This window comes from Acetobacter sp. DmW_125128 (genome assembly GCF_008704325.1).
Taxonomy (GTDB): domain Bacteria; phylum Pseudomonadota; class Alphaproteobacteria; order Acetobacterales; family Acetobacteraceae; genus Acetobacter; species Acetobacter oryzifermentans.
Genome location: NZ_VHOP01000035.1, coordinates 35,130 through 61,739, shown reverse-complemented (window position 1 = coordinate 61,739; position 26,610 = coordinate 35,130). Strand labels below are relative to the sequence as shown.

At 48.9% G+C, this 26,610-nt stretch carries 25 protein-coding genes; 23 read left to right on the top strand and 2 right to left on the bottom strand.

What is annotated here, in order from left to right; translation table 11 throughout:
* The 18 genes from FKW19_RS11020 to FKW19_RS10935 all read left to right on the top strand — a co-directional run.
* A partial coding sequence (locus FKW19_RS11020) for a TonB-dependent receptor (protein WP_238704015.1) occupies nucleotides 1-1,353 on the top strand: 1,353 nt, incomplete at its 5' end.
* Nucleotides 1,354-1,585: 232 nt separating this feature from the next.
* Nucleotides 1,586-2,530 (top strand): taurine dioxygenase, encoded by a 945-nt coding sequence (gene tauD, locus FKW19_RS11015; protein WP_089179051.1) that lies wholly within the window; start codon nucleotides 1,586-1,588, stop codon nucleotides 2,528-2,530.
* A gap of 31 nt (nucleotides 2,531-2,561) precedes the next feature.
* A complete protein-coding gene (locus tag FKW19_RS11010; protein WP_238331276.1) occupies nucleotides 2,562-3,845 on the top strand; it encodes a lipase family protein in 1,284 nt (427 codons plus the stop codon).
* A 30-nt stretch (nucleotides 3,846-3,875) separates the two neighbouring features.
* The gene (locus tag FKW19_RS11005; RefSeq protein WP_063354109.1) at nucleotides 3,876-4,652 is read left to right on the top strand and encodes an ABC transporter permease; all 777 of its coding nucleotides are present in this window, start codon (nucleotides 3,876-3,878) and stop codon (nucleotides 4,650-4,652) included.
* A complete protein-coding gene (locus FKW19_RS11000) occupies nucleotides 4,649-5,395 on the top strand; it encodes an ABC transporter ATP-binding protein (RefSeq protein ID WP_116100281.1) in 747 nt (248 codons plus the stop codon). Before FKW19_RS11005 ends, FKW19_RS11000 begins: the two co-directional genes overlap by 4 nt.
* Before the next feature lie 51 nt (nucleotides 5,396-5,446).
* Nucleotides 5,447-6,397 carry an aliphatic sulfonate ABC transporter substrate-binding protein gene (locus FKW19_RS10995; RefSeq protein WP_089179049.1) on the top strand — a complete coding sequence of 317 codons (951 nt, stop codon included), beginning with the start codon at nucleotides 5,447-5,449 and terminating at the stop codon, nucleotides 6,395-6,397.
* A 174-nt stretch (nucleotides 6,398-6,571) separates the two neighbouring features.
* Nucleotides 6,572-7,078, top strand: a complete 507-nt coding sequence (locus FKW19_RS10990) for an RNA polymerase sigma factor (RefSeq protein ID WP_238331277.1) — start codon at nucleotides 6,572-6,574, stop codon at nucleotides 7,076-7,078.
* 134 nt (nucleotides 7,079-7,212) lie between these two features.
* A complete protein-coding gene (locus tag FKW19_RS10985; RefSeq protein ID WP_089179048.1) occupies nucleotides 7,213-8,193 on the top strand; it encodes a FecR domain-containing protein in 981 nt (326 codons plus the stop codon).
* 125 nt (nucleotides 8,194-8,318) lie between these two features.
* On the top strand, nucleotides 8,319-10,778 hold the full coding sequence (locus tag FKW19_RS10980) for a TonB-dependent siderophore receptor (RefSeq protein WP_089179047.1): 2,460 nt from the start codon (nucleotides 8,319-8,321) through the stop codon (nucleotides 10,776-10,778).
* A gap of 219 nt (nucleotides 10,779-10,997) precedes the next feature.
* Complete coding sequence (locus FKW19_RS10975) at nucleotides 10,998-11,543, top strand: RNA polymerase sigma factor (RefSeq protein ID WP_089179046.1); 546 nt, start codon at nucleotides 10,998-11,000, stop codon at nucleotides 11,541-11,543.
* Nucleotides 11,544-11,663: 120 nt separating this feature from the next.
* A complete protein-coding gene (locus tag FKW19_RS10970) occupies nucleotides 11,664-12,638 on the top strand; it encodes a FecR domain-containing protein (RefSeq protein WP_089179045.1) in 975 nt (324 codons plus the stop codon).
* Nucleotides 12,639-12,851: 213 nt separating this feature from the next.
* Nucleotides 12,852-15,431: a TonB-dependent siderophore receptor gene (locus FKW19_RS10965; RefSeq protein ID WP_089179044.1), complete on the top strand. Its 2,580-nt coding sequence runs from the start codon at nucleotides 12,852-12,854 to the stop codon at nucleotides 15,429-15,431.
* Nucleotides 15,432-15,832: 401 nt separating this feature from the next.
* The gene (locus tag FKW19_RS10960) at nucleotides 15,833-17,068 is read left to right on the top strand and encodes a PepSY domain-containing protein (protein WP_089179043.1); all 1,236 of its coding nucleotides are present in this window, start codon (nucleotides 15,833-15,835) and stop codon (nucleotides 17,066-17,068) included.
* Nucleotides 17,068-17,319, top strand: a complete 252-nt coding sequence (locus FKW19_RS10955; protein WP_089179042.1) for a hypothetical protein — start codon at nucleotides 17,068-17,070, stop codon at nucleotides 17,317-17,319. The genes FKW19_RS10960 and FKW19_RS10955 overlap by 1 nt, the downstream gene beginning before the upstream one ends.
* Entirely contained in the window at nucleotides 17,316-18,065 is a 750-nt protein-coding gene (gene exbB / locus FKW19_RS10950; RefSeq protein ID WP_006115524.1) for a tonB-system energizer ExbB, read from the top strand. Before FKW19_RS10955 ends, exbB begins: the two co-directional genes overlap by 4 nt.
* A gap of 5 nt (nucleotides 18,066-18,070) precedes the next feature.
* A complete protein-coding gene (exbD, locus tag FKW19_RS10945; protein ID WP_006115523.1) occupies nucleotides 18,071-18,553 on the top strand; it encodes a TonB system transport protein ExbD in 483 nt (160 codons plus the stop codon).
* Nucleotides 18,550-19,407, top strand: a complete 858-nt coding sequence (locus tag FKW19_RS10940; protein ID WP_089179041.1) for an energy transducer TonB — start codon at nucleotides 18,550-18,552, stop codon at nucleotides 19,405-19,407. Before exbD ends, FKW19_RS10940 begins: the two co-directional genes overlap by 4 nt.
* Before the next feature lie 44 nt (nucleotides 19,408-19,451).
* Nucleotides 19,452-19,967: a Fur family transcriptional regulator gene (locus tag FKW19_RS10935; RefSeq protein ID WP_006115521.1), complete on the top strand. Its 516-nt coding sequence runs from the start codon at nucleotides 19,452-19,454 to the stop codon at nucleotides 19,965-19,967.
* A gap of 148 nt (nucleotides 19,968-20,115) precedes the next feature.
* Here FKW19_RS10935 and FKW19_RS10930 read toward each other — a convergent pair whose 3' ends face one another.
* On the bottom strand, nucleotides 20,116-21,489 hold the full coding sequence (locus FKW19_RS10930; protein ID WP_089179040.1) for an Nramp family divalent metal transporter: 1,374 nt from the start codon (nucleotides 21,487-21,489) through the stop codon (nucleotides 20,116-20,118).
* Between the two features lie 190 nt (nucleotides 21,490-21,679).
* On the opposite strand from FKW19_RS10930, the gene mntR reads away from it, so the two are divergent.
* From mntR to FKW19_RS10900, 5 genes are all read left to right on the top strand, one after another.
* Nucleotides 21,680-22,156 carry a manganese-binding transcriptional regulator MntR gene (mntR, locus tag FKW19_RS10925; protein ID WP_035353249.1) on the top strand — a complete coding sequence of 159 codons (477 nt, stop codon included), beginning with the start codon at nucleotides 21,680-21,682 and terminating at the stop codon, nucleotides 22,154-22,156.
* 668 nt (nucleotides 22,157-22,824) lie between these two features.
* A complete protein-coding gene (locus FKW19_RS10915; RefSeq protein WP_089179921.1) occupies nucleotides 22,825-23,730 on the top strand; it encodes a hemin ABC transporter substrate-binding protein in 906 nt (301 codons plus the stop codon).
* Nucleotides 23,727-24,776: an iron ABC transporter permease gene (locus tag FKW19_RS10910; RefSeq protein WP_089179039.1), complete on the top strand. Its 1,050-nt coding sequence runs from the start codon at nucleotides 23,727-23,729 to the stop codon at nucleotides 24,774-24,776. Before FKW19_RS10915 ends, FKW19_RS10910 begins: the two co-directional genes overlap by 4 nt.
* Nucleotides 24,773-25,582 (top strand): ATP-binding cassette domain-containing protein, encoded by an 810-nt coding sequence (locus tag FKW19_RS10905; RefSeq protein ID WP_089179038.1) that lies wholly within the window; start codon nucleotides 24,773-24,775, stop codon nucleotides 25,580-25,582. Before FKW19_RS10910 ends, FKW19_RS10905 begins: the two co-directional genes overlap by 4 nt.
* A 23-nt stretch (nucleotides 25,583-25,605) precedes the next feature.
* The gene (locus tag FKW19_RS10900; RefSeq protein WP_089179037.1) at nucleotides 25,606-25,926 is read left to right on the top strand and encodes an antibiotic biosynthesis monooxygenase; all 321 of its coding nucleotides are present in this window, start codon (nucleotides 25,606-25,608) and stop codon (nucleotides 25,924-25,926) included.
* A gap of 81 nt (nucleotides 25,927-26,007) precedes the next feature.
* Here the strand turns inward: FKW19_RS10900 and FKW19_RS10895 are convergent, their stop codons facing one another.
* Nucleotides 26,008-26,595, bottom strand: a complete 588-nt coding sequence (locus tag FKW19_RS10895; protein WP_089179036.1) for a biliverdin-producing heme oxygenase — start codon at nucleotides 26,593-26,595, stop codon at nucleotides 26,008-26,010.
* Nucleotides 26,596-26,610: the final 15 nt, after the last annotated feature.

The following is a 26,610-nucleotide window of genomic DNA, read 5'->3' as shown; positions in this document are numbered from 1 at the left end:
TGCCATCGCAAAAACCGTCAATCAAATCGCCAAAACCCAGAAATTACCGGCCAAGCACATCAATCAAGGGTTCTTCGATCCCTCCAGGTCTATGAGCAGAATGCTACGGAAGAACTGCGCATTTCTTCTCCAGAAAACCGTCGTTATCAAGTAACTGGCGGCGTGTTTTATATGTATGAGGAGGTGCCAGATTATATTCACAATACGATAACAGCGCAGGGGGCCAAATATCTTGGTTACGGCTATAGCCCGGATATTTATAACGCAGCCTTAAACGGGGCAAGCCAACTTGCACATGATAACCCTGTTACAAACGAGGTTGCAGGATATGTACGTGGAAAATACAAAATCACTTCCAAACTGGAAGTAGAAGGGGGCTTTAGATACTCCTTTGTAAGTAAATCAGGCGGATATTCATCCCGCATTGTTAATTCTGCCATTCCGGCTATGGCGGCCGATGTGTTTGGGGCGCCTGTGTCTTATCATGCTACACATCGTGAACATGAGCCGAGCGGGAGCTTGAGTGTCGTTTATCGTTTAAATGAAAACCACATGCTTTATGCCACGTATAGTCGTGGTGTACGTAATGGCGGCATTAACCTAGTAAACTTGAATATTACAGAAGGTGCAAACCCAGACGTTAAACCAGAAATAAATGATATGTTTGAGTTTGGGTTAAAAAACACATTTTTGCACAAGCGCCTTTTTGTAAATGCAACAGCATTTTGGAATAATGTGCATAATTATATTACAAGTGCATCTTACTATACATCTGGCGGCACAACGATTTCTTATCTAACAAATGCCAAGCACGTTATATCTCGTGGTTTTGAGTTGGATGCGCGCGGTGTGATTATTCCTGGCTTGGAAGGAAGAATTTCAGCTTCCTATACAGATGCCTTCTATGCTTCTTTTAATAATGCAACGCATCCCTTGGAATCATCCAACATTGGTGGATTGTACAGCCTGACAGGTAACCAAGTTCCGCTGAATTCCAAATGGAATCTGTCAACAGGTTTGGAATATACTGTGCCCATCAAGAATATTGGTGGCACAAAGAACCCATTCTGGAGCAAGTTACTGTTTTATGTTGGGGCAGATTATAGATATCGGTCACAATATTATGCAGAACCTTCTGAATCTCGATACACACGTATCAAGCCATACGGCATATTGGATGCTCATGTTGGTATTCGTCCAGAATCCGGCAAATGGGATTTGAGTTTCTGGGGGCATAATATGCTGGATAAGCGGTATTTTGTAACCATGACCTCTCTATCCGCCGGAGCTGTTTTTTATGGTCAGCTCGGTGATCCAGCCATGTTTGGCGGCGAATTCACTTATAGAATGTAATATTTAAAGATACGGGTTTGCAGCATGTAAGCCCGTATTTTCCTTATATTTTAGAGCTGATGTGCCGATGCACGACCAAATACCACTAATTAAAATAGTTTAATGTTGCAATAAATGTAAAAAATAATCGTGATTCAATAATAATACAGTTTGACTAAGTTTATTTAGGCGCATAACCTCGAAAATAACAACGCGTTAAAGTGGTGGAATTTACGTCATGCAGGAGGCTTCCGTGTCACTTTCTTCTCATCATCTTGATATCAGCCGTATTTCTTCTCCTATTCTTCATGGCGCAAAGCCGGGTATCGACACTGGGCAGATGAGTGTAACGCCGCTTTCGCCAGCCATTGGTGCCATTGTATCTGGTGTAAACCTTGCTCAACCGCTTACGTCTGAAGCGGAAAACAGGTTGCGGGAATTGCTGCTAAGGCATCAGGTTCTGTTCTTCAGGAACCAGACCATAACACCGCGTGAGCAACGTGATTTTGCCCAACATTTTGGCCCACTACATCTCCATCCTATTTATCCGACCGTTGCAGAAGCGCCTGAAATTATTGTTTTGGATACAGAGCAGAATGATCTTAAGGATAATGCGCTGTGGCATACGGATGTAACGTTTAGCCAGACACCACCTCTAGGTGCTGTATTGGCGGCACGTCATCTTCCACCTTCTGGGGGAGACACATTATGGGCGAGTGCAACTGCTGCGTATGATGCTCTTTCAGACGGAATGAAGCAGCGGCTGGAACATCTAACAGCCTTGCATGACTTTACACATTCCTTTCCACTTTCTCGCTTTGGACGGACAGAAGCGGAGAAAGAAAAATGGTTGCGTACGCGTGAGCAACTACCCCCGGTAGAACACCCCGTTATCCGTATTCATCCAGAAACCAATAAGCGGGCCATTTTTGTAAATGAAGGTTTCACCACGGAAGTGTGCGGTCTGGAAATAGAAGAAAGCGCCGCTTTACTGCGTTTTTTATTCCAACACCTCAGTAAGCCAGAGTTTAGCGTGCGTTGGACATGGCAGGAAGGGGATGTTGCTTTTTGGGATAATCGCGCCACACAGCATTATGCTGTGGATGATTATCGTCCACATCGCCGTATCATGCATCGCGCGACAATTTTGGGTGATCGTCCATTTGGCCCTGACATTACGCAACAGCAAAAACACTAATAAAAAAGGTTAGAGCGCTGTGGCTTGGCATATGAAGAAATCTACACATAAGCAGAAATATTTAGCACTGCATGCTGCGGGTATAATGGCATTTTGCGCAAATGTTCTAACAGCACCATATGCATTTTCTGCAGAACCTTTGTTGCCACAGCGGGGTGTGAGTGTGGGTGATGGAGGTGTTTCCAGTTTTTATGTATGGCAAGGCCCATTAAGTGCCGCGCCAGGTACCATCCTACGCGCAGAGCCAATGGAAAAAGATAATCGTTTCCCTGATGCAAAAAGCCAATACCGTATTCTGTATATTTCAACAGATAGCATAACACATCATAAAGTTGCTGTTTCTGGCCAAGTTTGGCTACCAAAAGGAAAACCACCCCAGAAGGGTTGGCCGCTTTTGCTTTGGGCCCATGGTACTGTTGGTCTGGCTGACCATTGCGCAACATCATGGGGTAAAACGGGCAAGAATTTTCCGGGTTATATTGCTACGTGGTTACAGAATGGTTTTGCCGTGGCATCCAGTGATTATGCAGGTTTGGGCACTCCGGGCTTCCATTACTATCTTGTTCATACAACGGAAGCTTACAATACGTTAGATATAGCGCGTGCTGTTGTTGGAAAAAACTATCAGATCGACAACAAGATTATTATCGATGGTCAATCTCAAGGAGGAGGGGCTGCATTTTCTGCCGGGGGAGAAGCGGTAATATATGCGCCCGAGTTGCAAGTAAAAGGTACTATTGCAACAGGGCTTCCATATTTTTCGCCTCATGTGCCTTTGGGTAACTCTACGTCTCAGTCTAATACTGTAGATCCTAATATCGCATATATGTTCTATGTAGCGCGTACAGCGCAACAATTGGACCCCAGCCTAAAGGCGGAAAGTCTTTTTACGCCGCAAGCACTCTCCATTTATGCACAAGCAACCAATAGTTGCGTGGATGACCTGATAGCCAAGGTGTCTGCGGCAAGCTTAACAGATGCCAATACTCTGCTGCCCGGCGCAATCCAGCGTGTTCTTGGGGTTATGATGCCGTATTATATTTACTCACATCTTAAATTATCAGCCCCATTATTTGTAGGTACTGGCTTAAAGGATCAAGATGTTAATCCGGTGGCACAGCAAGCTTTAGTACAAGATAGCTGTGCGGCTGGTACTGTGGTGGAAAACCATATTTACCCAAATAAAGCACATATTGAAACGTGGTTAGCTTCTAGCTCAGATGCCATTCACTTTGCCAATCACCTTCTGAATGGTGAAAAAATTACATCCTCATGTTTCTCGCATTCTACTCAAATAAAAATAAACCCTTCGTAAAAGATAAGAAATAAGATCAGGACACGTAAAATGTTGCGCAAAGGTCTAGGGTATTTTTCACGCTACTTTTCTCTCATACTTTTGGTGGCTATATGGCAAGGTGTCTGTTCGGCAGGGCTTATTTCTTCTCATGTTCTGGCTTCACCCCTTGCTGTTGTGCTTACAGCGGAAACGCTTGTAAGGGATGGAACTTTACCTAAAAACCTCGTGGTTTCTTTGGTGCGAGCAGCCAGTGGTCTTTCCTTGGCTGTTATCATAGGCGTTGTTCTTGCTCTGGTTTCTGGCCTGTCCCGTATGGGGGAAGAGGTTGTTGATGGGCCTATGCAAATTTTTCGCACTTTGCCAGCCCTAGCGCTTGTACCTTTGTTTATCCTCTGGTTTGGTATTGGAGAAACCCCCAAGATTCTTCTCGTGGCGTTTGGGGCTGCTTTTCCAATTTACCTTAATTTGCATAAAGGTATTCGCGGCGTGGATGTACGCCTATTGGAAATGGGTAAAACGCTTGGTCTTTCCCATTCAAAAGTGGTGCGTGACATCATTCTGCCAAGTGCATTGCCAGATTTTATAGTGGGATTGCGGTTTGCTGTTGGCATTTCATGGTTGATGTTGGTGGTGGCAGAGCAAGTAAATGCTGAAAGCGGAATTGGCCATATGATGATGGATGCAGAGGATTTTTTAAGGACAGACGTTATTCTTGTCGGGCTGGCAGTATATGGTTTTCTGGGGCTGATGTCTGATCAGATTGTTCGTTATATAGAAAGATTTTTTCTGATCTGGTCTCTAGATAAGAATAGAGAAGTATCATGAATATTATGGCACCAGCGCAAACACTTTCCACAAAAAATACAGCACCTGTGGTGCAGGTACGTGGTTTAAGCCGAAGATACGGGAAAGGCCCGGTTATTCTAGATCATCTTGATTTGGAAATAAGGGCAGGAGAGTTTATTGCACTTCTTGGCCGCAGTGGATCGGGTAAATCTACTTTATTGCGTACATTGGCTGGGTTGGATGCGGTAACAGAAGGTGCAGTCACGCGTCCAAAAGAAGTTGCTGTTGTTTTTCAGGAAAGTCGTTTGCTACCATGGAAACGTGTTTGGCAGAATGTTTTGTTGGGTGTGGGCAAAAATGCTGTTCGTGAGGAAGATGCTCATCAAGTGCTGCAAGAAGTAGGGCTTTCTCATCGTGCAGCGGCATGGCCACTTACTCTTTCTGGGGGGGAGGCACAGCGAGCCGCTCTTGCACGCGCATTGGTGCGTCATCCAAGTTTTCTTATGCTGGATGAGCCTTTTGCCGCATTGGATGCTTTAACACGCATACGTATGCAACAACTGGTGGCCCGCTTGTGGGCAAAGCATAAAAGCGCGGTGTTATTAGTAACGCATGATGTGGATGAAGCCTTAATGTTGGCAGATCGCGTTGTGGTGTTGGAATCTGGTCGTATCCACACGGAAATATCCGTTCCGCTGGAACGCCCTAGGCAGCATGCAAACCCTGTATTTGAAGATCTTAGGCGCATTTTATTATCCGCTTTGGGCGTAACACCAGACTGAGCAAGGTAAAATAAGTAGTAATTTTCAAAAATATTACAAAAGGAACAAACAATGCTTTCACGACGTAAGTTTGGAAAAAACGCTTTATTTCAGTTGGCAGCACTATCGCTTGCGTCTACACTTGGTCGCAGAGCTTTCGCGCAGCAGCAAACTGTTCGTATTGGTTATCAGAAATACGGCACTCTTGTCTTACTCAAAGATCAGAAATTTTTAGAAAAAGCACTAGAACCAAAAGGTATTTCTGTACAGTGGGCCTTATTTCCTGCCGGGCCTCCTCTTTTACAGGCTCTCATTGCAGGTGCCTTGGATTTTGGGAGCGCAGGTGATCTCCCTCCTATTTTTGCTCAGGCCAGTTCGCCGGGGTCTCTGGTATATGTCGGGCATGAAACACCAGCAGGAGCAAGCGAGGCAATTATTGTGCCTCAGGATAGCTCAATTACCACTATAAAGGATCTAAAAGGTAAAAGCATTGCGGTTACGCGTGGTTCAGATGCTCATTGGCTTTTATTGGCTGCACTTAAAAACAATGGTTTGAGCTTAAATGATGTGAAAGTTTCGTACTTATTGCCTGCTGCTGCACGCCCGGCGTTTGAAGGCGGAAAAGTGGATGCATGGGCAATATGGGATCCATATCTCTCAGGTGTCAGCAGTCCGGTACGCGTGTTAGCAACTGGAGATGATGTTCAGGGTGGAACGGAATTTTATCTTGCAGGAAAGGAGTTTTATCAAAAAAATCCAGAGCTTTTGCATGCTATTACAGATGCCATAGCGCAATGTGACATATGGATGGAATCTCATAAAGCAGAAGTCGCCGCTATTCTGGCGCGTAGCACGGGGCTGGAATTGGATGTAGTAACGCGTTCCATTTCCAAAATACATTATGGATATCACCCAATGACACGCCCAGTTATAGCAAGTCAGCAGCATATTGCTGATACGTTTGCAGCAGCAGGCCTGTTACCATCTGCTCCGAATGTGCAGGATGCCGCTCCTGAAATCTGATGAGCAAAATAAGAGCTACTTGCGTTTTCGGTTATGTTTTTAACAGCAGACCAGCGGTGAACATTATAGGGGAGGGGGCACATATTGCCCCCCCAAACACTTTGCGCTATGGTTGAGAAATGTTCTTAACTCGTGATGGACGAGGCAAGGTAGGACAAGCCGAAGGAAACGACGTTGGAGTCCGACCCTCTATCGCATAGGCTGTATGCAACACACAGACATACGCTGGTATCATATGCGCGCCGTTTGTGTGGCGATAAAGGGATAGCCGAAGATCTGGTGCATGATGCATGGCTTCTGTTCCACCGGCAGAATAATGCGGAAATATTGGCGCCTCTAAGTTACCTTAAAACAATTATCCGTAATTTGCTGTTTGATCGGCGGAGGCGTAGCACGTTTGAAAGCACGACAGATGCGCCGTTTGAACAGGCAATAGGCAATGTCGAGGTCACCTCAGCGTCTCCCGAGCAGGATGTTGCTGCGCGTCAGATCATGAGCCGCGTAATGGATACCATTGACGCCATGCCGGAAAGGCAACGTAAAGCAATCAGGATGTATCATTTTGACGGCATGAAACTTAGGGAAATAGCTCAAGAACTCGATATTTCTGTTGCTCTTGTGCATAAACTCATTGCCGATGGCGTAAAAATCTGCATGCAAATACGTAAGGAAGAACTGTAGAGTTGTGTTCTTCATGTTTTTTATGAAAAAGCCCTGCTTTCACACATCTATTCAGTATAACGCATACGTCTCACAAATGTTTGACTGGTTGCTGTATGGAGACCACCTAAGTGTGGAAGGATGCCTGTTAAGTCATGGATGAAAATCAGGAGGCTGAGGCACAAGCTATCGACTGGTCTCTCCTTTTGAACGAGGAGCCAGACGATCAGGCATTGCGGCGTGAATTTGAAAAGTGGCTGAGTGAGAAGCCTGCACATGCAATGGCATGGAAGCAGGTGTCTGCCATTTCGGATATTATCCGTTCGGCCCCGCCTGATCGGCAGATTGATCCGGTCAGGCCTATGGTGTTTCAGGCACGTATTCAGGCTTTAGTGTTTTTTCTGCAAAAACGGTGGAGGTTGCTGTCTGGCGGTGGGGTGGCTGCGGCTGCATTCTGCGCAGCCTTGTTGCTGATGGTTCCTGATTTGATAACACGGTTACTGGCAGATCAGTATGCACCAACCGGTACAACCCGGACACTTCATCTTGCAGATGGAAGTAATGTTGTGCTTGCGCCGCGTTCGGCAATTTCGATCCGGATCTCTGCACAGGAACGTCATATAAACCTCATGCAAGGCGAGGCGTTTTTTACTGTTCATCATGACAATAACCGTCCTTTCGTCGTGCAAGCCGGAAAGGTGAGGGCGCAAGACATCGGTACCGCCTTTGATATCCAGATTGCTCATCACGAAACAACCGTGCAGGTGCGTGATGGTGTGGTGCATGTTTCAGCCCCCACCACACCACAGACATACGAGCACGATCTTCACGGCGGAGAATGGGTAAGGGTTTCAGACACCGATATTGGAAGCGGAACACTCTCTCCTGAAGCTATAGGGGCATGGCAAGAAGGAGTGTTGATCGCACGTAACGATAGAGTAGGTGATATGATCACAGCGCTTCGGCCATGGAGTGGGAAGCGGATTGTGGTTATGAACCATACGTTGCTTGGTAAGCGGGTGACCGGAGTTTACGATCTGCGCAAGCCGGATGCGGCCTTGCGCCTGCTTGTTAGCCCTATCCAAGGAAAAATTGTGCCTGTTACACCGTGGGCCAATCTTGTTGTTTCTCCATAAAAAACCGTTTCAGGAAAATTTTCTGACATAAATTTTTGAAAAAACAACGCCGCCATTTCTCTCTCTTTACAGGATGATATGCGAATGATTTTCATTTGCTAAGTATGTAGGAGAGTGCTTTAACAATGGCACGGAATGGAAATCTGTGTGGGCGAGGCGTGGCGGCGCTCCTTTTAGTCGTCACAACCACGGCACTGACACCGTTGGCGTGCAAACCTGCAGAAGCTCAGGCTGAGCCGTCGCAACAAAAAGTTCTGTTTCATATTTCTGCGGGTTCTCTGTCTGATGCACTCGTTACCTTCAGCAGGCAATCTCATGTTCAGGTCACATCTCAGGCGTCATCTCTGGCTGGCCATACAACGCATGGTCTGGCTGGTTCGTTTACGCCATCCGAAGGGCTGGGGCAGCTTTTACAAGGGAGTGGCCTGTCATACATGCAGGTAGGAGAGCACGCGTACCAAATTACTCCAGTTACAAAGGCTTCCAGCATTGTGCTGGGCCCAGTGCGTGTTGGTGCCACAGCATCTCAGGATACGCAATCCGCCTATGGGCCTGGCGTCGGGTTTGTCGCCACCCGCAGTGCATCTGCCACCCGAACTGATACGCCGCTGATTCAGGTTCCAAAATCGGTGTATGTTGTAACCCGCAAACAGATGGATGATCTTCAACCCCTCACAATCGGTGCAGCTTTACGTTATACGCCCGGCGTTGTGAGCGCGAACGCAAATGATAGCACACCTTCGGCAAGCTTATTTCAGCCTGTCCGACAACGAGGTTTTGAGTCTTATACATTTGTTGATGGGTTGCTTAACGGTACCTCGGTAAGTGATCCATTTTTTCTGGATCGCATTGAAGCACTGAGCGGGCCATCTTCGGTCATGTATGGGCAATCCAACCCGGGCGGCCTGATTAACATGACATTGAAGCGGCCAACGGAAACAGCCCAGCGACAAGTTAATGTGGGCTTTGGCAATTACGGACGTTATGAAGGCCAGATTGATTTAAGCGGGCCTTTGAACAAAAGCCATACCTTGTTGTACCGGCTTATCGGGCTTGGCATTACACAAGGTTCACAAACAGATTTCAATCACTATAAGCGTGTGGCTGCGCAAGGTGATATTGAATGGAAAATAGATGATCGCACCAATATCACCATTATCGGGCAGTTTGCTTATGATCCAGAGACATGGGATCCTTGGATTGGGGTTCCGGCATATGGCAGTTTGATTAAAACAGGATCAGGGCGCATCCCGGTTTCCAGATATTTTGGTGATCCAGCATTCAATAATAACTGGGACCGCCAATATATGGTGGAGGCCATTTTCCACCATGAATTCACAAAAGATTTTCAGTTTAACGCAACCGCGCGTTTTGATGAACAGAGCAACAGTAGTTGCAGCCTCTCACTGGATGGCGTGGATACCGTAAATCAAACAATCAGCAGGTCTGCATTTTGCAGTGGCCAATATAAAGGCCGTTCATCACAAATGACCGCCAACTTCAGCTATAAACTGCGTACAGGCCCGATTTCGCATTCTTTTCTTGTGGGGGTTGATTATAGAGGGCAGTGGGCTGATGGATATTGGGGATTTGATTTTGCCACTGTGCCAGATGCAAATATGCTGCATCCCACGTATAATCAGTACACATCCACTGATTATGCACGTGCGACCAACGGCCAGTTAACATGGACGAAATATCCATATTGGCAGGATGGTATTTATTTTCAGGATCAAATCAACTGGCGCCGGGTGTATGTTACACTCGCCGGACGCCAAGACTGGAACGGATATGGAGGTAATGATCTTTTCAACCGTCCATTCACATGGAATGCGGGCATAAATTATGTTTCCAGTATCGGATTGGCGCCTTACTTTAGCTATGCAAAATCTTTCATGCCCCAGACAGGGCAAGTTTATAATGCAGGAACTCTCTCGCAGCCTGATCCCTTAAACGGTCATCAGTGGGAAGTAGGGGTGAAATACCAAATCCCTCATGTTCAGTCATTTTTCTCCGCTGCTTATTATGACCTCGCAGAAAATAATGTTCTTGTTAACAATCCTGAACTTCCGCAATATCGTAGTGAAATCGGGCAGGTAAAATCCCGCGGTGTCGAGCTCTCGGCACACGCCAATCTCGCGCCGGGGCTTGATCTTATTCTGAACTATACATGGAATAAGGTGTACAATTCACGCACGAACCTGACAGGCAAAACACTTGCTGGTGAAACGGTATCACTTGTTGGCAAGCAGCTTACACAGCAGCCTGTTAATGCAGCATCTGGTTTTGTTGATTATCGTTTTCCTTCGGAAATTGCTCCCGGTTTGTCCATAAATTTTGGTGTGCGCTATCAGGGTAAAAGCTGGGCAGACCAAGCAAACTCCTTCCGCAATCCAGCTTATGTTCTTTTTGACAGTGGACTAAGCTGGGATGCAGGGCAAATGTTCCCATCAGTTAAAGGTCTAAATATCCGGCTAAGCATGACCAATTCTGGCAACAAAACATATGTTCAATGTGGTTCCGCTACTTTCTGCCATTACGGTGACCAGCGCATTACTTACGGAACAATTGGCTACCATTGGTAAAGAAACCCAAAGCAAGATACGCAGGGCATAGCAAGTATTTGTATGGCATGAGGGCATTTGTGACATCTCTCCCTGATAACTAAGACGATGGCACATTCTAAATTTCTAATGGACTGGCAGACTTGCCTGCAAGATTGCTTGCAGCTTGCCGAAAAATCAGCAATGAGAGATTAAGAATGAGTTGCATATGAGTGCGTCCTATTAAGTAAGCGGCGGCTTATGCGTGCTGGGGCGTGGGAGGGGCATGGAAGTTTGGAGCAGAAGGGCTCATTACTGGTTCTGTATTCAGCCCATAGACGTGATCTGCTGAAATACGCCAACGGGCTGGTAGCCGATCACTCGGTGGCCGAGGATATAGTGCAGGAGGCATGGCTCCGGTTAGACCGGGGCGCTGAAGCAGCAACAGTCAGTGAGCCTTTGCGTTATCTTTATCGGATTATCCGGAATTTGGCGCTGGATCTACGCCGTAAAGGCACGCGTGAACGGGCTGTTTTTACACTCTCTGGCGTTGATAGTGTGATAGAGCAGCAGGCAGACGCACAACCTGGGCCAGAGCAGATCGCGCAGGACAAGGCGCAACTAGAGGCTATTCAAGCTGTATTGGCGGCCTTGCCCGAACGAACGCGTATTGCTTTTGAAATGCACCGGTTTGGCGGATGCAAGTTGCGTGAAATTGCGGCACATCTGAATATTTCCACCCCTATGGCGCATGTGCTGGTTTCCGAAGCTGTGGACGCCTGCAAACAGCAGGTAGACTGGCCCTGATACGCAACAGATCAAAGAAAATTTAAAAAGGCGCGGCGTGTGGCGTCTGGTAATAGTAAGGGTGCCAAATGTCTCCCTCGCCAGACGCGGGGCCCAACAGCTTTGCGTCGGAAGGCTTTTATGACGGCAACAGACGATCTAGTTAGGCAACAGGCTTCCAAAAAGGCCACGCAGTGGTTGATTCTTTTGCAAGAAGAACCTGATGATCCTAAAGTGCGTGCGGAGTTTAATGCGTGGCTGGCCGCTACGCCTACGAACCGTGAAGCTTGGGCCCATACAGAAACAACTATGGGTCTTGTTAGGCATCTATCTCCGAGCAATGCGGGAAACTGGCAGCACAGAAAGCGTAATGTAGTGCCAATGCGATTGCGCCAACGGCTTTCCTCGCGGGCAACATGGGCAGGATCTGCACTGGCTTTGGTGGCGTGTTTTGTGCTGTTTTTCGTGGGGCCTGATCTTATGCTGCATATGCGGGCAGATGCCATAACTGGAACAGCGGAAACGCGCGTTATGTATCTTTCTGACGGCAGTTCGATAACACTTGCCCCCGGAAGCGCCATAAGCATTAACACTCAAGGTAACCACCGTAGCGTAACCCTTTTGGCAGGAGAGGCGCTATTTTCCATTGTTCATGATTCTGCACGTCCGTTCGTCGTGAAAGCGGGGGGCTTTACCACAACAGATATCGGCACTGTGTTTGATGTGCGTTGGGCACAAGGTAAGGTAGATGTGGGGGTGCGTGCAGGCCGGGTGCGGGTAAATGGTGGTGCTATTCCGGCACAGGGTAGGGAACTCGGAACTGGGCAGGCGCTGAGCGCATCCGCAACGGAGATTTATAATGACAATCTGCCAGCCGAGCAGATAGGCGCATGGGCCGATGGCTTGCTGGTTGCTAATGACGAACCACTTGGAAAGGTTGTTACCAAGCTCAAGCCTTATCTTCATGGCGTGGTTATTGTGCCGTCTCGTCTGGCATCGCAACGTGTTTCTGGGGTTTATAGCTTGTCCAATCCTGCGCAAGCCCTGGAGGCAATAGCACAGGCACGGCAACGTACTGTACACTGCTATAGCCCGTGGGTAACAATTTTGCGCTGAGGCCAAGCTAAACCACAACTTTTTCGTACACCTTCCACAAAAAAAACGCTGAATTACGATTTTTATTAGAAAATACATTCCTGTCATCGTTGTGTGATTAGAAGGATGGTAATGCAATTCATTCTCATTTTTAAGGGAAGATGATGCGCATACCCCGCAATAAACATGATGGAGCACAACAGGGTGACGTCAGGGACAGGCGCCCGGCCAATAATGGGCCGGAAAGACAATAACAAAATTACCACTCATACGTGCCTGCTTTTGGCAACAACAGCCGTTTCTTTTTTTATATTTACCGGCTTGGCGTGGGCGCAATCCGATACAGTCAGGGTTGCAAGAAATGGAGCTGCGCAGGGCATGCGGGGTTACAATATTCAAGCGCAACCTTTGGCATCTGCATTGATAAGTTTTGGAAAGCAATCTGGTCTTCAGGTTACAACAGGGGGTGAGCTTCTGCGCGGTGTCAAAACAGCCGGGGTGCATGGGCAACTTACATCCCGACAGGCGCTTGCTCAGCTTCTTGCTGGTACTGGCCTGAGTTATGTGCAGTCAGCAAATGGGACGATAATTTTAACAAAATCTGCGGCCAATATTACCCTTGGGCCAGTACGCGTTGGGGGCTCTGTTGTGCATCAAAATCCGACAGGCCCAGGGGTGGGATATGTTGCGATAAATACGATGGCTGGCACAAAAACAGATACCCCACTTACGGAAATTCCTAACTCGATTTATGTCATTACAAAGCAACAAATGGTTGATCTACAGCCGCAGAATGTTCAGGAGGCTTTGCGTTATACAGCAGGTATTTATACGGAACAGCTCGGTAACTACAGTAATGGGTGTGCCAGTAGTGGAAGTTGTGGTGGAATTGTACAGCGCGGCTTCAGTACATCACAGTTTATCGATGGATTGATGTCGGAATCCTACAGCGCGGGTGAGACAGCGTTTTTGGAGCGGATTGAAGCTGTGAATGGCCCTGCTTCGGTAATGTATGGGCAAACCACACCGGGCGGTATGATCAACATGTCTTTAAAAAAACCAACGGATACCCCCTTGCATCAGGTAAGTGTCGGCTTTGGGAACTGGAACCGTTATGAGGCGACATTTGATTATAGTGACAAAATTACAAAATCTGGAAACCTGCGTTATCGCGTTGCCGCTATGGGAACCACGCAGGGTACTCAGGTCAATAATATCGACTATAAAAGAATTGGCATTCTGCCTTCCATCACGTGGGATATAGATAAAAAAACCTCTCTTACACTGCTTGGAAGCTATCTTTACACGCCTGGTATGGGTACGAATTACATGCAGTTTCCGGTAGAAGGCACGCTGTATCGTAGCCCTTACGGGCAAATTCCAAGAAATCGTTTTGTTGGAAACAAGAATTTCAATACACAGGAAACCCGTGATGAAATGTTTGAATACCAATTCCAACATCGCTTTAACCGTTTTCTAAACTTCAGCCAGGTTTTTCGTTGGGAGCAATCTACCAGAGACAATCAGACGATGATTCTTGATGGGATGTACACAGATAGAATTGCAGCCCTTGATCCATGGGAAATGCGCAATAAAAATACCGTGGCAGGGTTGGATTCACGTTTTTATGGAAAGTTCAATATAGGCAAGGTTGAAAACACATGGGTTATTGGCTCTGATTTTAGGCAGTACGATTATAAATGGAACGTTGTTGCAGACAAAACGCCCGGCTATAACGGATACCCGGGAGAGGATGGGTATTATTTGGTAGATATTTTCAATCCTCATAATGATTATTCACGATGTGTCGATCTTCATTCATCAAAATGCGAAACGTGGAATGGCACCTATAATTACAGCTATTTTCAGGAAGGTGTTTATTTTCAAGACCAGCTCAAATGGAAAGGGCTATCTGTTCTGCTTGGGGGACGGCAAGATTGGGTGAACACACATTACCATGGCACTGTTTACTCTAACCGAAATGACGACCACAGCATTACAGTAACAAGATTAAGCCAAGAACCACGCCCACAAACAGCGTTCACATGGCGTGCCGGGCTTATTTATAATTTCGCGTTCGGTTTATCTCCTTATTTCAGTTACTCCACATCCTTTATCCCACAAAGTGGGAGTGACTGGCAGGGCAGGCCACAACCACCACTCAAAGGGCAACAAAAAGAAGTGGGAATTAAATACAAGGTTCCGGGCCGAGATATCCTGATTACAGGTGCAGCTTATGATATTGATGAAACCAATTATCTGGTGACAGACTATTTGCATCCGGGTTATTCAGCCAATGCGGGCCGGGTAAACGCCAAGGGGTTCGAGGTTTCGGCCAATGCAAATATTACGCATGATCTTAGGCTGATTGCGTCTTATTCCTATAACTCCATGACTTACGCCAGCACGAACCTTACAGCCGCAGCACAGCTTCCAAACGGAGGGTATGGCCCTGCGGCATCGGAAAAAGGAAAATACGTTCAGGGTGTGCCCCGTAACATGTTTTCATTTTTTCTAAATTACAGCCTGCCCCAAAATATTGCTCCGGGCTTGGCTGTAAATGGTGGCATGCGCTATGTCGGGTTCACTTATGATGATGCGGTAAATACCTTTAAGGTTCCTGCGTATTATTTGTTCGATATCGGCATGCATTACGATTTTGGACAAAAAATTCCGATGCTTAAGGGGCTACAGGCACAGCTTGCTGTTTCTAACCTGACAAACAAATATTATGTAACGTCCTGCGGCGGCAATTATGCCTGTTACATTGGCCAAGGCCGCCGAGTATATGGCAATCTGTCGTATAGTTGGTAATTGTTGAACAAACCCACCGTAGTTCTCTTGCAAAATATCAGGTAAAGCATATGCGCCCTAGGCAGAAACCCGGATGGACGGCGCAATGATTGTTCTGTTTGGGGGCGTAATCTTGCTGAAGCGAACATATAAAAGGTGGTTGCGAGCATAAAAGCAGCCCTAACGGCAAAAATTTTAACGCCTGATATAAAAAATTTTCAGCAATGCCCGAAAAAAACGGGCTTTCGATCGTCTTTGTAGATGAGGGGATTGTTCTGTGCCGCTGATTATCAGGCAGCAAAAGGCAGTTTCCTCTTTTTTCCGACGCATCCGAGGGCGCGTAACACGATGGACACGGTAGAATTTTACGCAGAATACAGTTGCGAATCACTCTTACACGCATTTGTGAGTGCGCTGTTTTCATGACCAACCGTGCCCTTCGCCGCTGGTTTGTGGTTCATAAATGGACCAGTCTGGTCTGTACGCTGTTTCTACTCATTATCTGCGTAACGGGCCTGCCGCTGCTTTTTTCCGAACAAATCTGGGATACGTTCGTAGGGGACGATGATCCACCTTACGAGGTGCTGCCGCCGAATACGCCAAACGCCAGTCTGGATGTTATTGTAGAAAAGGCGAGGGCGCTTTACCCAGAACAAATCATTACGAATGTTAATCCAGATGATGATGAGCCAGCCGTACTCGTCTCCATGGCTCCAAGCTGGCAAGCGTTGGAAGAAGATAAAAACTACCCAGATCGGAATTCCAGCCACTGGATCAAGTTTGATGCGCGCACAGCAAAAGTACTGAAGCAATCACGCCCTGCTGATGCGCCCCAAAAGCCACGCACCTGGACCGGCATTATTATGGGTATTTGCAACCAGCTCCATACCAGCCTGTTTGCCGGGTTGACTGGCCGCCTGTTTCTCGGGGCAATGGGGGGTATCTTTGTTGCCTCTTTAGTTTCCGGCACAGTGCTGTATGGGCGTTTTATGAAGCGCCTGCCATTCGGTTCTGTGCGGAAGGATCGTGCCGCGCGCCTAACATGGCTAGACCTGCATAACCTATTGGGCGTGGCTACGCTGATGTGGGCAATGGTGGTTGGTTTTACAGGCTTGGTCAACGAGCTCCAAACCCCGCTATTTGGCCTGTGGCGCGTAACAGATGTAAGGCAGACACTCAAACCCTATGCCAATCTACCGGTGCCCTCGCAGGATCATCTATCCTCTGTGCAAGCTGCGTTTAATACGGCAGCCAAAGCGGCACCCGGCAATGAGGTTACGGGCCTGTCCTATCCCGGATCTTCCTTTGGTAGCCCAGTGCATTACGTGCTGTGGACGCGTGGGAGCACACCACTACGTGCACGTTTGTTTACGCCAGTTTTGGTGGATGCGCGCACGGGTGCATTAACCGGGGCGTATCCAATGCCGTGGTATCTCCGCTTTCTGGAAATCTCTCGTCCTCTGCATTTTGGTGATTACGGTGGCATGCCGTTGCGTATCCTATGGGCGCTACTGGATGTGGTGGTGATTGGCGTGTTGGTCAGTGGTCTGGTGCTGTGGGCCAATAAGCGGAAGATAGCTACCGATGCCCGCCTGCATAAGCTTGGTTACGAACTGGACGAAACCGACGGAATGCCTGCCCTTGTGGGAGATGTGTGATGAACGCCTTTTCTCATCAGGTACCCATCATTTCTTCTCACGGCACAGCACCACGCCCATCTGTGTTTGTTTGGCCGTGGCCAATTGCGCTGGGGCTGCTTACCACATTTGGGTTGCTGTCAGCGCTTTTGGGCCAGCACGGTATCTGGCTTGGCCTGTCTTGGGCAGCTCTTTCCATTCCCCTTATTGTTACGGTCGTTTGCCTGATCCGGGCTTGGAATAGACCGTCTTCCAAAGGAGGTCTTTCATGACCGATCTTGCACCAATTTCCTTCTCTCCGTGGGAGATGTTCCTTAATGCTGGCCTCGTAGTGCGCTGCGTGATGGTTTTGCTGGCTGTAGCAGCTCTACTGACATGGACCATCTTTATTGCCAAGTCAGTTGAACTGCTACGTGTGCGGGTCAAACTGGCCAAAGCCGAACACACTTTGGAACAAGCAGGTACGCTGGATTTGGGCGAGGAAGGCACGCGTAAAAACGGTATTGCCCATACGCTTGTCATGGCAGCCGAGACCGAACGCACACGTTCGCAGGATATTCCCGATGATAGCGAGGGCCTGAAAGAACGGATTGTGTTGCACCTTGAACGGTTGGAAGCCGCCGAGGGGCGTAGGCTCATGCGCGGCACTGGCTTACTGGCCACCATTGGCGCAACATCTCCCTTTATTGGCCTGTTTGGCACGGTGTGGGGGATCATGACCTCGTTCACCGGCATTGCTGCCAGCAAGGCTACCAGCCTCGCTGTCGTAGCACCCGGCATTGCAGAGGCGTTACTGGCAACAGCCCTTGGTCTGGTGGCGGCTATTCCTGCAGTGGTGATTTACAATCACCTTGCCCGCCAGACAGCATCCTGCCGCGCACAGGTGGCTGATCTGACATCTCTTGTTATGCGTCTGGTCTCGCGTGATCTGGGGCGTAGCCAGATGCAGATGGAACGGGGCAATATAGTGCGTTTAGGGCAACAAAACCGCGATGCCCGCACGGTGGCCGGGGAGTAAGCGGCATGATCCGTATCCGCCACACCGATGAAAGCCCGCATGAGGCCAGCGAGATCAATGTTACGCCCTTTATTGACGTGATGCTGGTACTACTGGTGATTTTTATGGTTACAGCACCGCTTACCACAGTGAATGTGCCAGTAGATCTACCATCCTCAACAGAAAAACCAACGCCACGCCCAGATGACCCGGTGTTTCTAACCGTAAAGGCCGATCATGGTCTGGCATTGGGTGAAGACGACATTGCTGCCGATGCCTTGCCCGGAGCGCTGGAAACAGCAACCAAGGGGAACAAAGACCAGCGCATTTTTCTGCGTGCAGATAAAACTGTTGATTACGGTACGCTCATGGGCGTGATGGATAAGCTGCGTTCGGCTGGTTATCTCAAGGTAGCGCTCGTCAACCTTCAGGGGCAGGAAGAAGGGAGCGAAGCAGGAAGCGCGGCTGTTTCTACTGGCAGTGTAAACGCAGCGGGAGCCGCGCCATGAGTGGAACTGCGGATATAACGCAGGCACCAGAAGGAGCTATTTCCTTTGCTGACTGGCAGCGCAGCCAGTTGCGCCGGACACAGCGAGATGATGCGCTGCGTTGGGGTTTTTCGTTGCTTGCCGTGCTTGCCGTAAGTGGCGGTGCTGTCTGGTGGATCATGCGCCTGCCGCCACCGGTTGTAGCGGTGCCTGAGCCTCCTCCGGCGGCCATTGCGATAGATATGGCGCCTGAACCGGTTTCAACGCCCACACCGCCAACAGATGCCCCCATCGGCCCACAGCAGACCCAGTCCATTCCTGATCCGGCTCCGGTAGAGCCACCAAAGGTTACGGCTCCGCCATCGCCCGCGCCTAATCCACCGGTGCCAGTGCCCAAACCGGAAAAGCCGCGTAAAATCGTTAAAAAACACAAGCCGGTGCCGCATCTCAAAAAACCGATCCCGGATAAAACACCACCAGCCGAGACAACAACTGCGCCGCCATCATCAGAAGCGCCTCCAGCGCCGGCACAGGCTGCGCCAGCACCCGGTGCGTCTTCTTCCAAGGCATCACATGATCCGGTGACATGGCAGGGCGCATTATTGGCGCAATTGGAGAAGTTTAAGCGCTATCCGTCAGATGCCATGGCCGATCATCAGGAGGGTGTCCCCACCGTAACGTTCTCCATGGATCGTAAGGGGCATGTGCTGTCAGTTACGCTGGCCAGTAGTTCTGGCCATGCGCTGCTTGATCAGGAGGCCGTGGCGTTGCCCAAGCGGGCTCAGCCATTGCCTATCCCACCAGATAGCGTGGCGGGAGACCCCATCACACTTACCGTACCCGTCGAATTTTATATCCATAGTGGCGAAAACTAAGGTTTTCCATCATTCCTTTTTCAGATCGTGACAGGATCAAAACCATGCTTGCATTTTCTGCATATCGCCGTTCTCCGCCCGCCTTGAAGCAGATCCGCCCCGGTATGGGGGCCAGCCGCAGCGCGGTGCGGCGTTTGGAAGAACGTTGCGAAGATGTTGGTATTAGGATGACTGATCTGCGCCGAGTGCTTCTACATGGTGTGCTAGAGGTTGAGCCACATGCTACGGTGGTAGAAATATGGAAAGCGCTTAGCGTAATGACAAACGGTCACGCGCCTTCTCAGGGTTCTATCCAGCGTAATCTGAATTTGTTGGTAGCGCGTGATATCCTGCGTCGGGATGTTACGCCCGATCGACTGTGGCGCTACAGCGTGGCCCCGGAACCGAAGGTTCTACCATCTGTTCTTTTTATTGAAGTCGGAACAGGGCGGAAAATTCCGTGTAATGCGCCAGAAGTTGTTATTTTACTGCGTCGGGTAGCGGCTGAACACGGGTTGGCAGTGCAGGGGGCTTCTATCACCGTAACACCTTCTGTCGGGCATGACATAGAAGCCCGATAGTAATGTATTTAAGAGATTTTATCATATCTACAATAGTCAATACTGGCCGCGCGAGGTAAAGGCGTTGGCCAGTTTTTTCATTGGTTGATTCCATTTGCAGGCTTATAGTATATTTTTAGCGTTGTAATATTTAAATTCTGTAGCGTTATTACAAAACAGTATCATACAAAAGTTTAAAGTTGAGAACCAGAATAATAGCAGCCACAACCCAAGCCAAGATGGTTGTTTTGCGAGAGATGACAAGCTCTCCCATTTTCTGGCGGTCAGATACGAATAGAATTAAAGGAATAACGGCAAAAGGAAGCTGCATGGACAGGATAACCTGGCTTAGCATCAGCAGTTCCCCCACACCTTTATTTCCGTAAAGGGCTGTCACTACTATGACAGGCATAATGGCAAGGCCGCGAGTGAGGAGCCGTTGCATCCAATGCGGTATTTTTAACCGTAAAAAGCCTTCCATAATAATTTGTCCAGCTAATGTGCCGGTTACAGTTGAATTGGTGCCGGCAGCTAAAAGAGCAACCGCAAACAGGGTTGATGCAATACCCAAGCCAAGAACGGGAGAGAGCAGGCGGTAGGCATCCTCTATTTCCGCAACATTCTGGTGCCCAGTTGTGTGGAAGGCCGCTGCGGCAACAATGAGAATGGCAGCATTAATAAACAGGGCCAACACAAGGGCAATTGTACTATCCCATGTGGCCCACCGAATAGCTTCTCTGCGGCCAGATAATGTGTGCTCGAATGCGCGTGTCTGCACGATAGATGAATGCAGATACAAGTTATGCGGCATAACCGTAGCGCCAATAATGCCGATTGCAATGTAAAGCATCTGGCTATTGGTTATAATTTTGGGAGAGGGAATAAAGCCTTTAAGCACGTCAGCAACAGGCGGAGCTGCGGCCATAATCTGCACACCAAAACAGATGGCAATAATGCTGAGCAATGCAATAACAAACGCTTCTAGATACCGGAATCCTCGGTTCATTAAAAAGAGTACGAGAAAGGCATCAAAAACCGAAATAATTGCCCCGCCTAAAAGCGGAATACCAAATAAAAGCTGAAGCGCTACGGCTGTGCCAATTACCTCAGCCAGATCACATGCAATAATGGCAAGTTCGCAAGCCAGCCAAAGAGCAATATTGATGGCAGGCGGAAAATGATCTCGACACGCCTGAGCCAGATCGCGGCCCGTTGCAATGCCCAGTCTGGCAGACAGAGCTTGAAGAAGAATAGCCATCAGGTTTGAAAGCATGATGACGGCCAGCAGCGTATAACCAAACTGGGCGCCACCTTGTAAATCAGTCGCCCAGTTTCCGGGGTCCATATACCCTACGGAAACCATGTAACCCGGCCCCACAAAAGCCAGAAAACGCTTGAACCACGATTTACCAGCCGCAGGCAATTTAATGCTGGCAAAAGATTCCGGCAAACTTTTGCTGCCTGCTTCTGTCGTTTTAGCAAAACGCCATGCAGATTTTTGGGCAGACAACGGTGGGGCAGGGGCTTGCGAGTCTTGGGACATAAATCCAGACTAAACTGTACCTGATTAAATATGCAATATGCTATATTACAAAGCATGAGGAAACTTTTGGTTACTGTGCATTTGCATGATATCTAATGCAAGATATTCCTGTTGGAATACTTTATACTTAACGGAATAATCTTAGCGGTATGGAGCCAACACAGCCCTACGGATTGGTTGGAAAGCGGGAATGCAGCAAACTTTTGATACAGCAGATACTCTCCCTGATGCACAAACACATTCAGAAGGGTTCCGTATCAGCCGTGTAGCGCGGCAGCATGCGCTTATTGAAGATTATGTAGAACTTATTGCAGATCTTCTGGATGAAGGGCAGGAGGCCCGGCAGGTTGATCTGGCAACTCGGCTAGGGGTTTCTCAGCCAACAGTCGCCAAAATGTTGATACGCCTTGGTGATGAAGGGCTGGTTGCTCGCAAACCTTATCGCGGTATTTTTCTAACACCCGAGGGGCGCGAAATGGCAGAAAAAGTCCGCGCACGACATCGTATTGTTGAAGCGTTTCTTCTGGCTCTTGGTGTAAGCCCGTGCAATGCACGCATTGATGCAGAAGGGTTGGAACATTATGTGGGAGCTGAAACACTAAAAGCGTTTCAGCTCGCCATGGATGCTGGTTTGGGTGATTTTATGCAAAATGCCAGAAAAGAATAAGGCAATAAAAATCTGGTGAAATGTTTTTCCTATAAAGTAGATATCATACCGGAGCCCGATCAATTATTGCAGCACATGCCATCTAGGAGCACGCCAAGCGTAGCCTGAACGGGATCTGCCCCAACCTTTTCTTCAAGAAGTTGGCTACTCATCGCCGGAACTGAACATCAGATGGTAAAGAGCGGGCTTGCAGAGTGCAAACTCTATACAAGCCCGCGCTCCGGCCACGAATTGTTTGCGTGCAGAAGATTGGTTTAAGGATATGGCACCCACTATGGTTTCTCCAAGCCGGATGAAACCGATCCGGGCCAGTTCCCGTAGGAGCATATCACGGGAAGGACGGCTTTATCACTATGCAGCCTCATGGTTTTGTCTAGAAAATGATATTGATTCTCATTATCTATTGTGAAAGGGTGGGTACGATTTGATGCGCACGACCGCGCCGCGTTTGTGAAAAATGTTGGATTTGAAGACATTTTGTAGTGTGGAGGGGCAATGTTTATCGCCATGAACCGTTTTAAAGCCCGCAGGTTTGAGCGGAAGGCTGTGTTGAACGCCGTGCATCAAAATATGGAGCAGGCAGCCGGATGAAAAACCATTGGTTAGCAAATAAGCATCGTGATCAGATTGCAGCCACATCATTGCTGTCTCGCCGTTCTTTGGGCGCCATGCTGGCTTTTGGAATGGCCTCAACCTGCATGCCGCAGGCCGGGTTGGCACAAGATGTAACGCATGAGGTTACACCTCGTATTGTTACAGATTGCCGAGGCCGACGCATTACACTCCACGGTGCAACAAGAATAGCCAGCATTGGTGGCACTATAACCGAAACACTGTACGCATTAGGCCGCTCAAGTGCGATTTTGGCGGTGGATCAAACTTCCACATGGCCAGAAGTAGCGCGAAAAGAGAAAAAAGATCTGGGTTACATGCGTGCCATCTCGTCTGAAGGGGTTTTGTCCCTACGGCCGAATCTTGTGTTGACCATGAACGATGCAGGGCCGCCCGCAGCTATGGATCAGCTTGTGGCATCAGGTGTTCCTGTCGTGTTTGTAGATGCCACTCCATCTTCTGAAGCTATTGAACAGCGCACCCGTTTTTTAGCTGATATTGTTGGGGCTCAACCGGCAGGTGAGCAGTTGTGCAGCACTATTGCCGAGCAGTTCGGGCAGTTGAATGCATGGCGCACCGTGCATACAGAAAAGCCGCGTGTATTATTTGTCATGCGCATGACAAATAACCGCCCTATGGCAGCAGGTAAAGGAACGGCAGCAGATGCCATGATCCGCCTTGCCGGAGGTGTTAACGCCGGTGCTGATATGCAAGGTTACAAGATTGTGGATCAGGAAAATCTTGTAGCCCTTCGGCCAGACATTATTCTGCTCATGGATCAAACAGCAACCACTCTCCGTTCAGCTTTGCAGGCAGATCCCGGCTTCAAGCTTACTCTAGCAGGGCGTAACAATGCTTTTGTGAGCATGGAAGGAGAGCGCCTGCTAGGCTTTGGCCCCCGTACGCCTCAGGCTGCTTTAGACCTTGCCAGAATGATGGCGGCGGTGAGTCACCCTGCATGATGATGCGGCGGCATGTTGTTCTGTTGCTGTGTGCCTTGTTGCCATTATTAATGCTGGTTATGGCAGTTTCTCTCAACGTTGGGGCAACAGGCGTACACCTTACGGCATTGTGGCCTGGTGGTACACAGGCAGATAGTTTTGCAGACCGGGTTGTTCTGACTCAGATTCGCGGCCCTCGTGTTGTTATGGCCGGGCTTACAGGGGCGGCTTTGGCCGTGGCCGGTGCTGTTATGCAAGGGCTTTTTAGAAATCCGTTGGCGGACCCCGGGTTGATTGGCGTGTCCTCAGGGGCGGCTTTGGCTACGGCCTGCATGATTGTATTGGGCGGAGCATGGCTGGATTTAGGGGGTGGGGGCGTGCATGCGGTAATCATGAGCACGGCATGGGCCGTTCCCGCCGCAGGTATGTTGGGCAGTTTTGTTGCTGCATGTTTGCTTTATATGTTTGCAACGCGTGGCGGTGCTACATCTGTGAGCATGATCCTGCTAGCAGGAGTGGCGTTCAGCGCGTTTTCTGGTGCGTTAACCGGCATCCTTATCTTCCGCGCGAATGACACGGCATTACGTGATCTAACTTTTTGGACGATGGGCAGTTTTGCGGGGGCAACATGGCCACGCATAGGCTTGTTATGTCCTTTCCTGTTGGTGGCTGCGTGGGTAACAGCGCGTCTGGCTATGCCTCTGAACGCCCTGTTACTGGGAGAGAGTGATGCAAGGCTGATGGGGTATCCTGTGGAGCGTATCAAACGGTGCGCTATGTTCTCGGTTGCCTGCGCTGTTGGCCCTACGGTTTCTTTTGTTGGGGCCATTGGGTTTGTAGGCGTTGTGGTTCCCCATTTGGTGCGGTTGATGACAGGGCCAGATCATCGGCTGGTACTGCCGGGAAGCGCCTTGTTAGGGGCAATTCTGTTGATAGCGGCAGATACGTTGGCGCGCGTTATTGCCATGCCCGCAGATGTGCCTGTGGGAATTGTAACCGCGGTTTTAGGTACACCAGTTTTTGTCTGGCTGCTAACACGCACTCATGACAGGGAAAAACTGGCATGAAGCTTTCCTTGCGTAATGCGGGCTGGCGTGTTCGTGGCAAAGATATTGTGCATGGAGCCTCTCTAGACTTCGCGCCTGGTCAGCTAACGGCTATTATCGGGCCAAATGGCGCTGGTAAAAGCACATTGCTGCGCCTTGTTAGCGGTTTATTGCCCGCAACCAGTGGTGATGTGCAGCTTGATGATGTTCCTATAACCACATTTTCGTCTGCTCGGCTGGCGGCCAGCCGGGCTATGTTAATGCAGGACTCTCCGTTGCGGGCTCAGTTCACGCTGCGTGAGTTGGTGGCAATGGGCGGGCAAATTTCTGCTCCATTCATGAGCGCTCCAGTCCGTTTTGAGCTTGCCGGAAAGTTGCTTGAACGGGTTGGATTGGCTGCTTTTGCTGAGCGCGATGTTATGGATCTGTCCGGAGGGGAGCGGCAGCGTGTTCATCTGGCGCGGGTTCTGATGCAACTGGAGGCTGCCGTGCATGGCACGGACTGCCCTCCAGGTTTTTTGCTGCTGGATGAGCCGATCTCGGCTCAGGATTTGTCTCGGCAGCATCTGGTTCTTAATCTTGCGCGCGCCCATGCCACAAGTGGCGGTGGTGTGGTGTTGGTTATTCATGATCTGAATTGGGCCGCTGCCTGCGCAGACCGCATTGTGGTGATGCACGAGGGAAGCATTTTTGCGCAGGGGGCACCGGAGCAGGTTTTAACCAACGCGTTGGCCAGCCATGTGTTTGGGCTGGAAGAAGGGCGGGTGCGCATGCACGTAGGTAGCGGCAAGCCCTACGTTTTGCCACATGATATGATTTACCAATAATAGTTACAGGAAAGGATCAGGATATGTCTCAATATATCGCCATGAACCGTTTTTTGGTGACACCGGGAAATGAAGATGCCTTCCAGAAGCGTTGGCTGGAACGTGAGGTTTTATTAAAGACTGTTCCAGGCTTTGTTAGTTTCCAGTTTTTAAAAGGTCCAGAAAAGGATGGAGGTAGGCTTTACGCTTCTCACACGGTATGGGATTCATACGATGCATTTGTAGACTGGACGCAGTCTGAGCAGTTTCGGCAGGCACATGCAGGTGCGGGGCAGGGCCGTGCGCTAACTGCCGGGCCTCCTGTGTTTGAAGGATTCAGCGTATTGCAGGATGTGACAGTCTGATATCCTTTATCTGCCATCTTATAGTAACTTTATGACCTGAAATTCCTTTGGATTTCAGGTCATTTTTATTTCTTCAGAAAATCAGTTTGATGTGCTGATAAGCGTGTCAGACGTTATCATATAGTTTTTCACGCGCATAAAACCAGACTTAGCCCCGGCTGTAGCTAGAACTGGGTCAAACCCTGCAAGGTCAATAGCGCTTTTAAATGCATTCCAGGATGGGCCTCGGCCGCCAGGGTCTGCGGCAAGGTGGCGTCCACCAAAGTTTTCGGTAAAGCCCAGTTTTTCAACCAGTTTTGTTAAAAAATTTGCACCAAGTTTCGAACCTTCTGCCACGTATAGCCAGCCTACGGCGGTTGAAGCATCTTGGATACATATAGAAGAGCCTGCTTCAGGAAAGGGTAGGTTAAGATCTCGCATATCCTGACAAACTTGTGCAAAGCGGTTTCTGGTAGCCAGATCAGGAATGATCTCTAGCAGTTGGTCATGCTTGTACAGATCATTGATATCCCGATGGAATAAATACTGAAGTTGCACAAAACTTTTGTATTTCTCGGCGCTGGAGAACAGACCATGCGCCATGATGCTTTTGTCCAGATCTTCATGGAGCGTGTGGGTTGCGTCTTTAAGGCGAAGAGAAAGTGAAAGGGGATCGGACATTTTGGTCATGTTATTGGCCTTTAT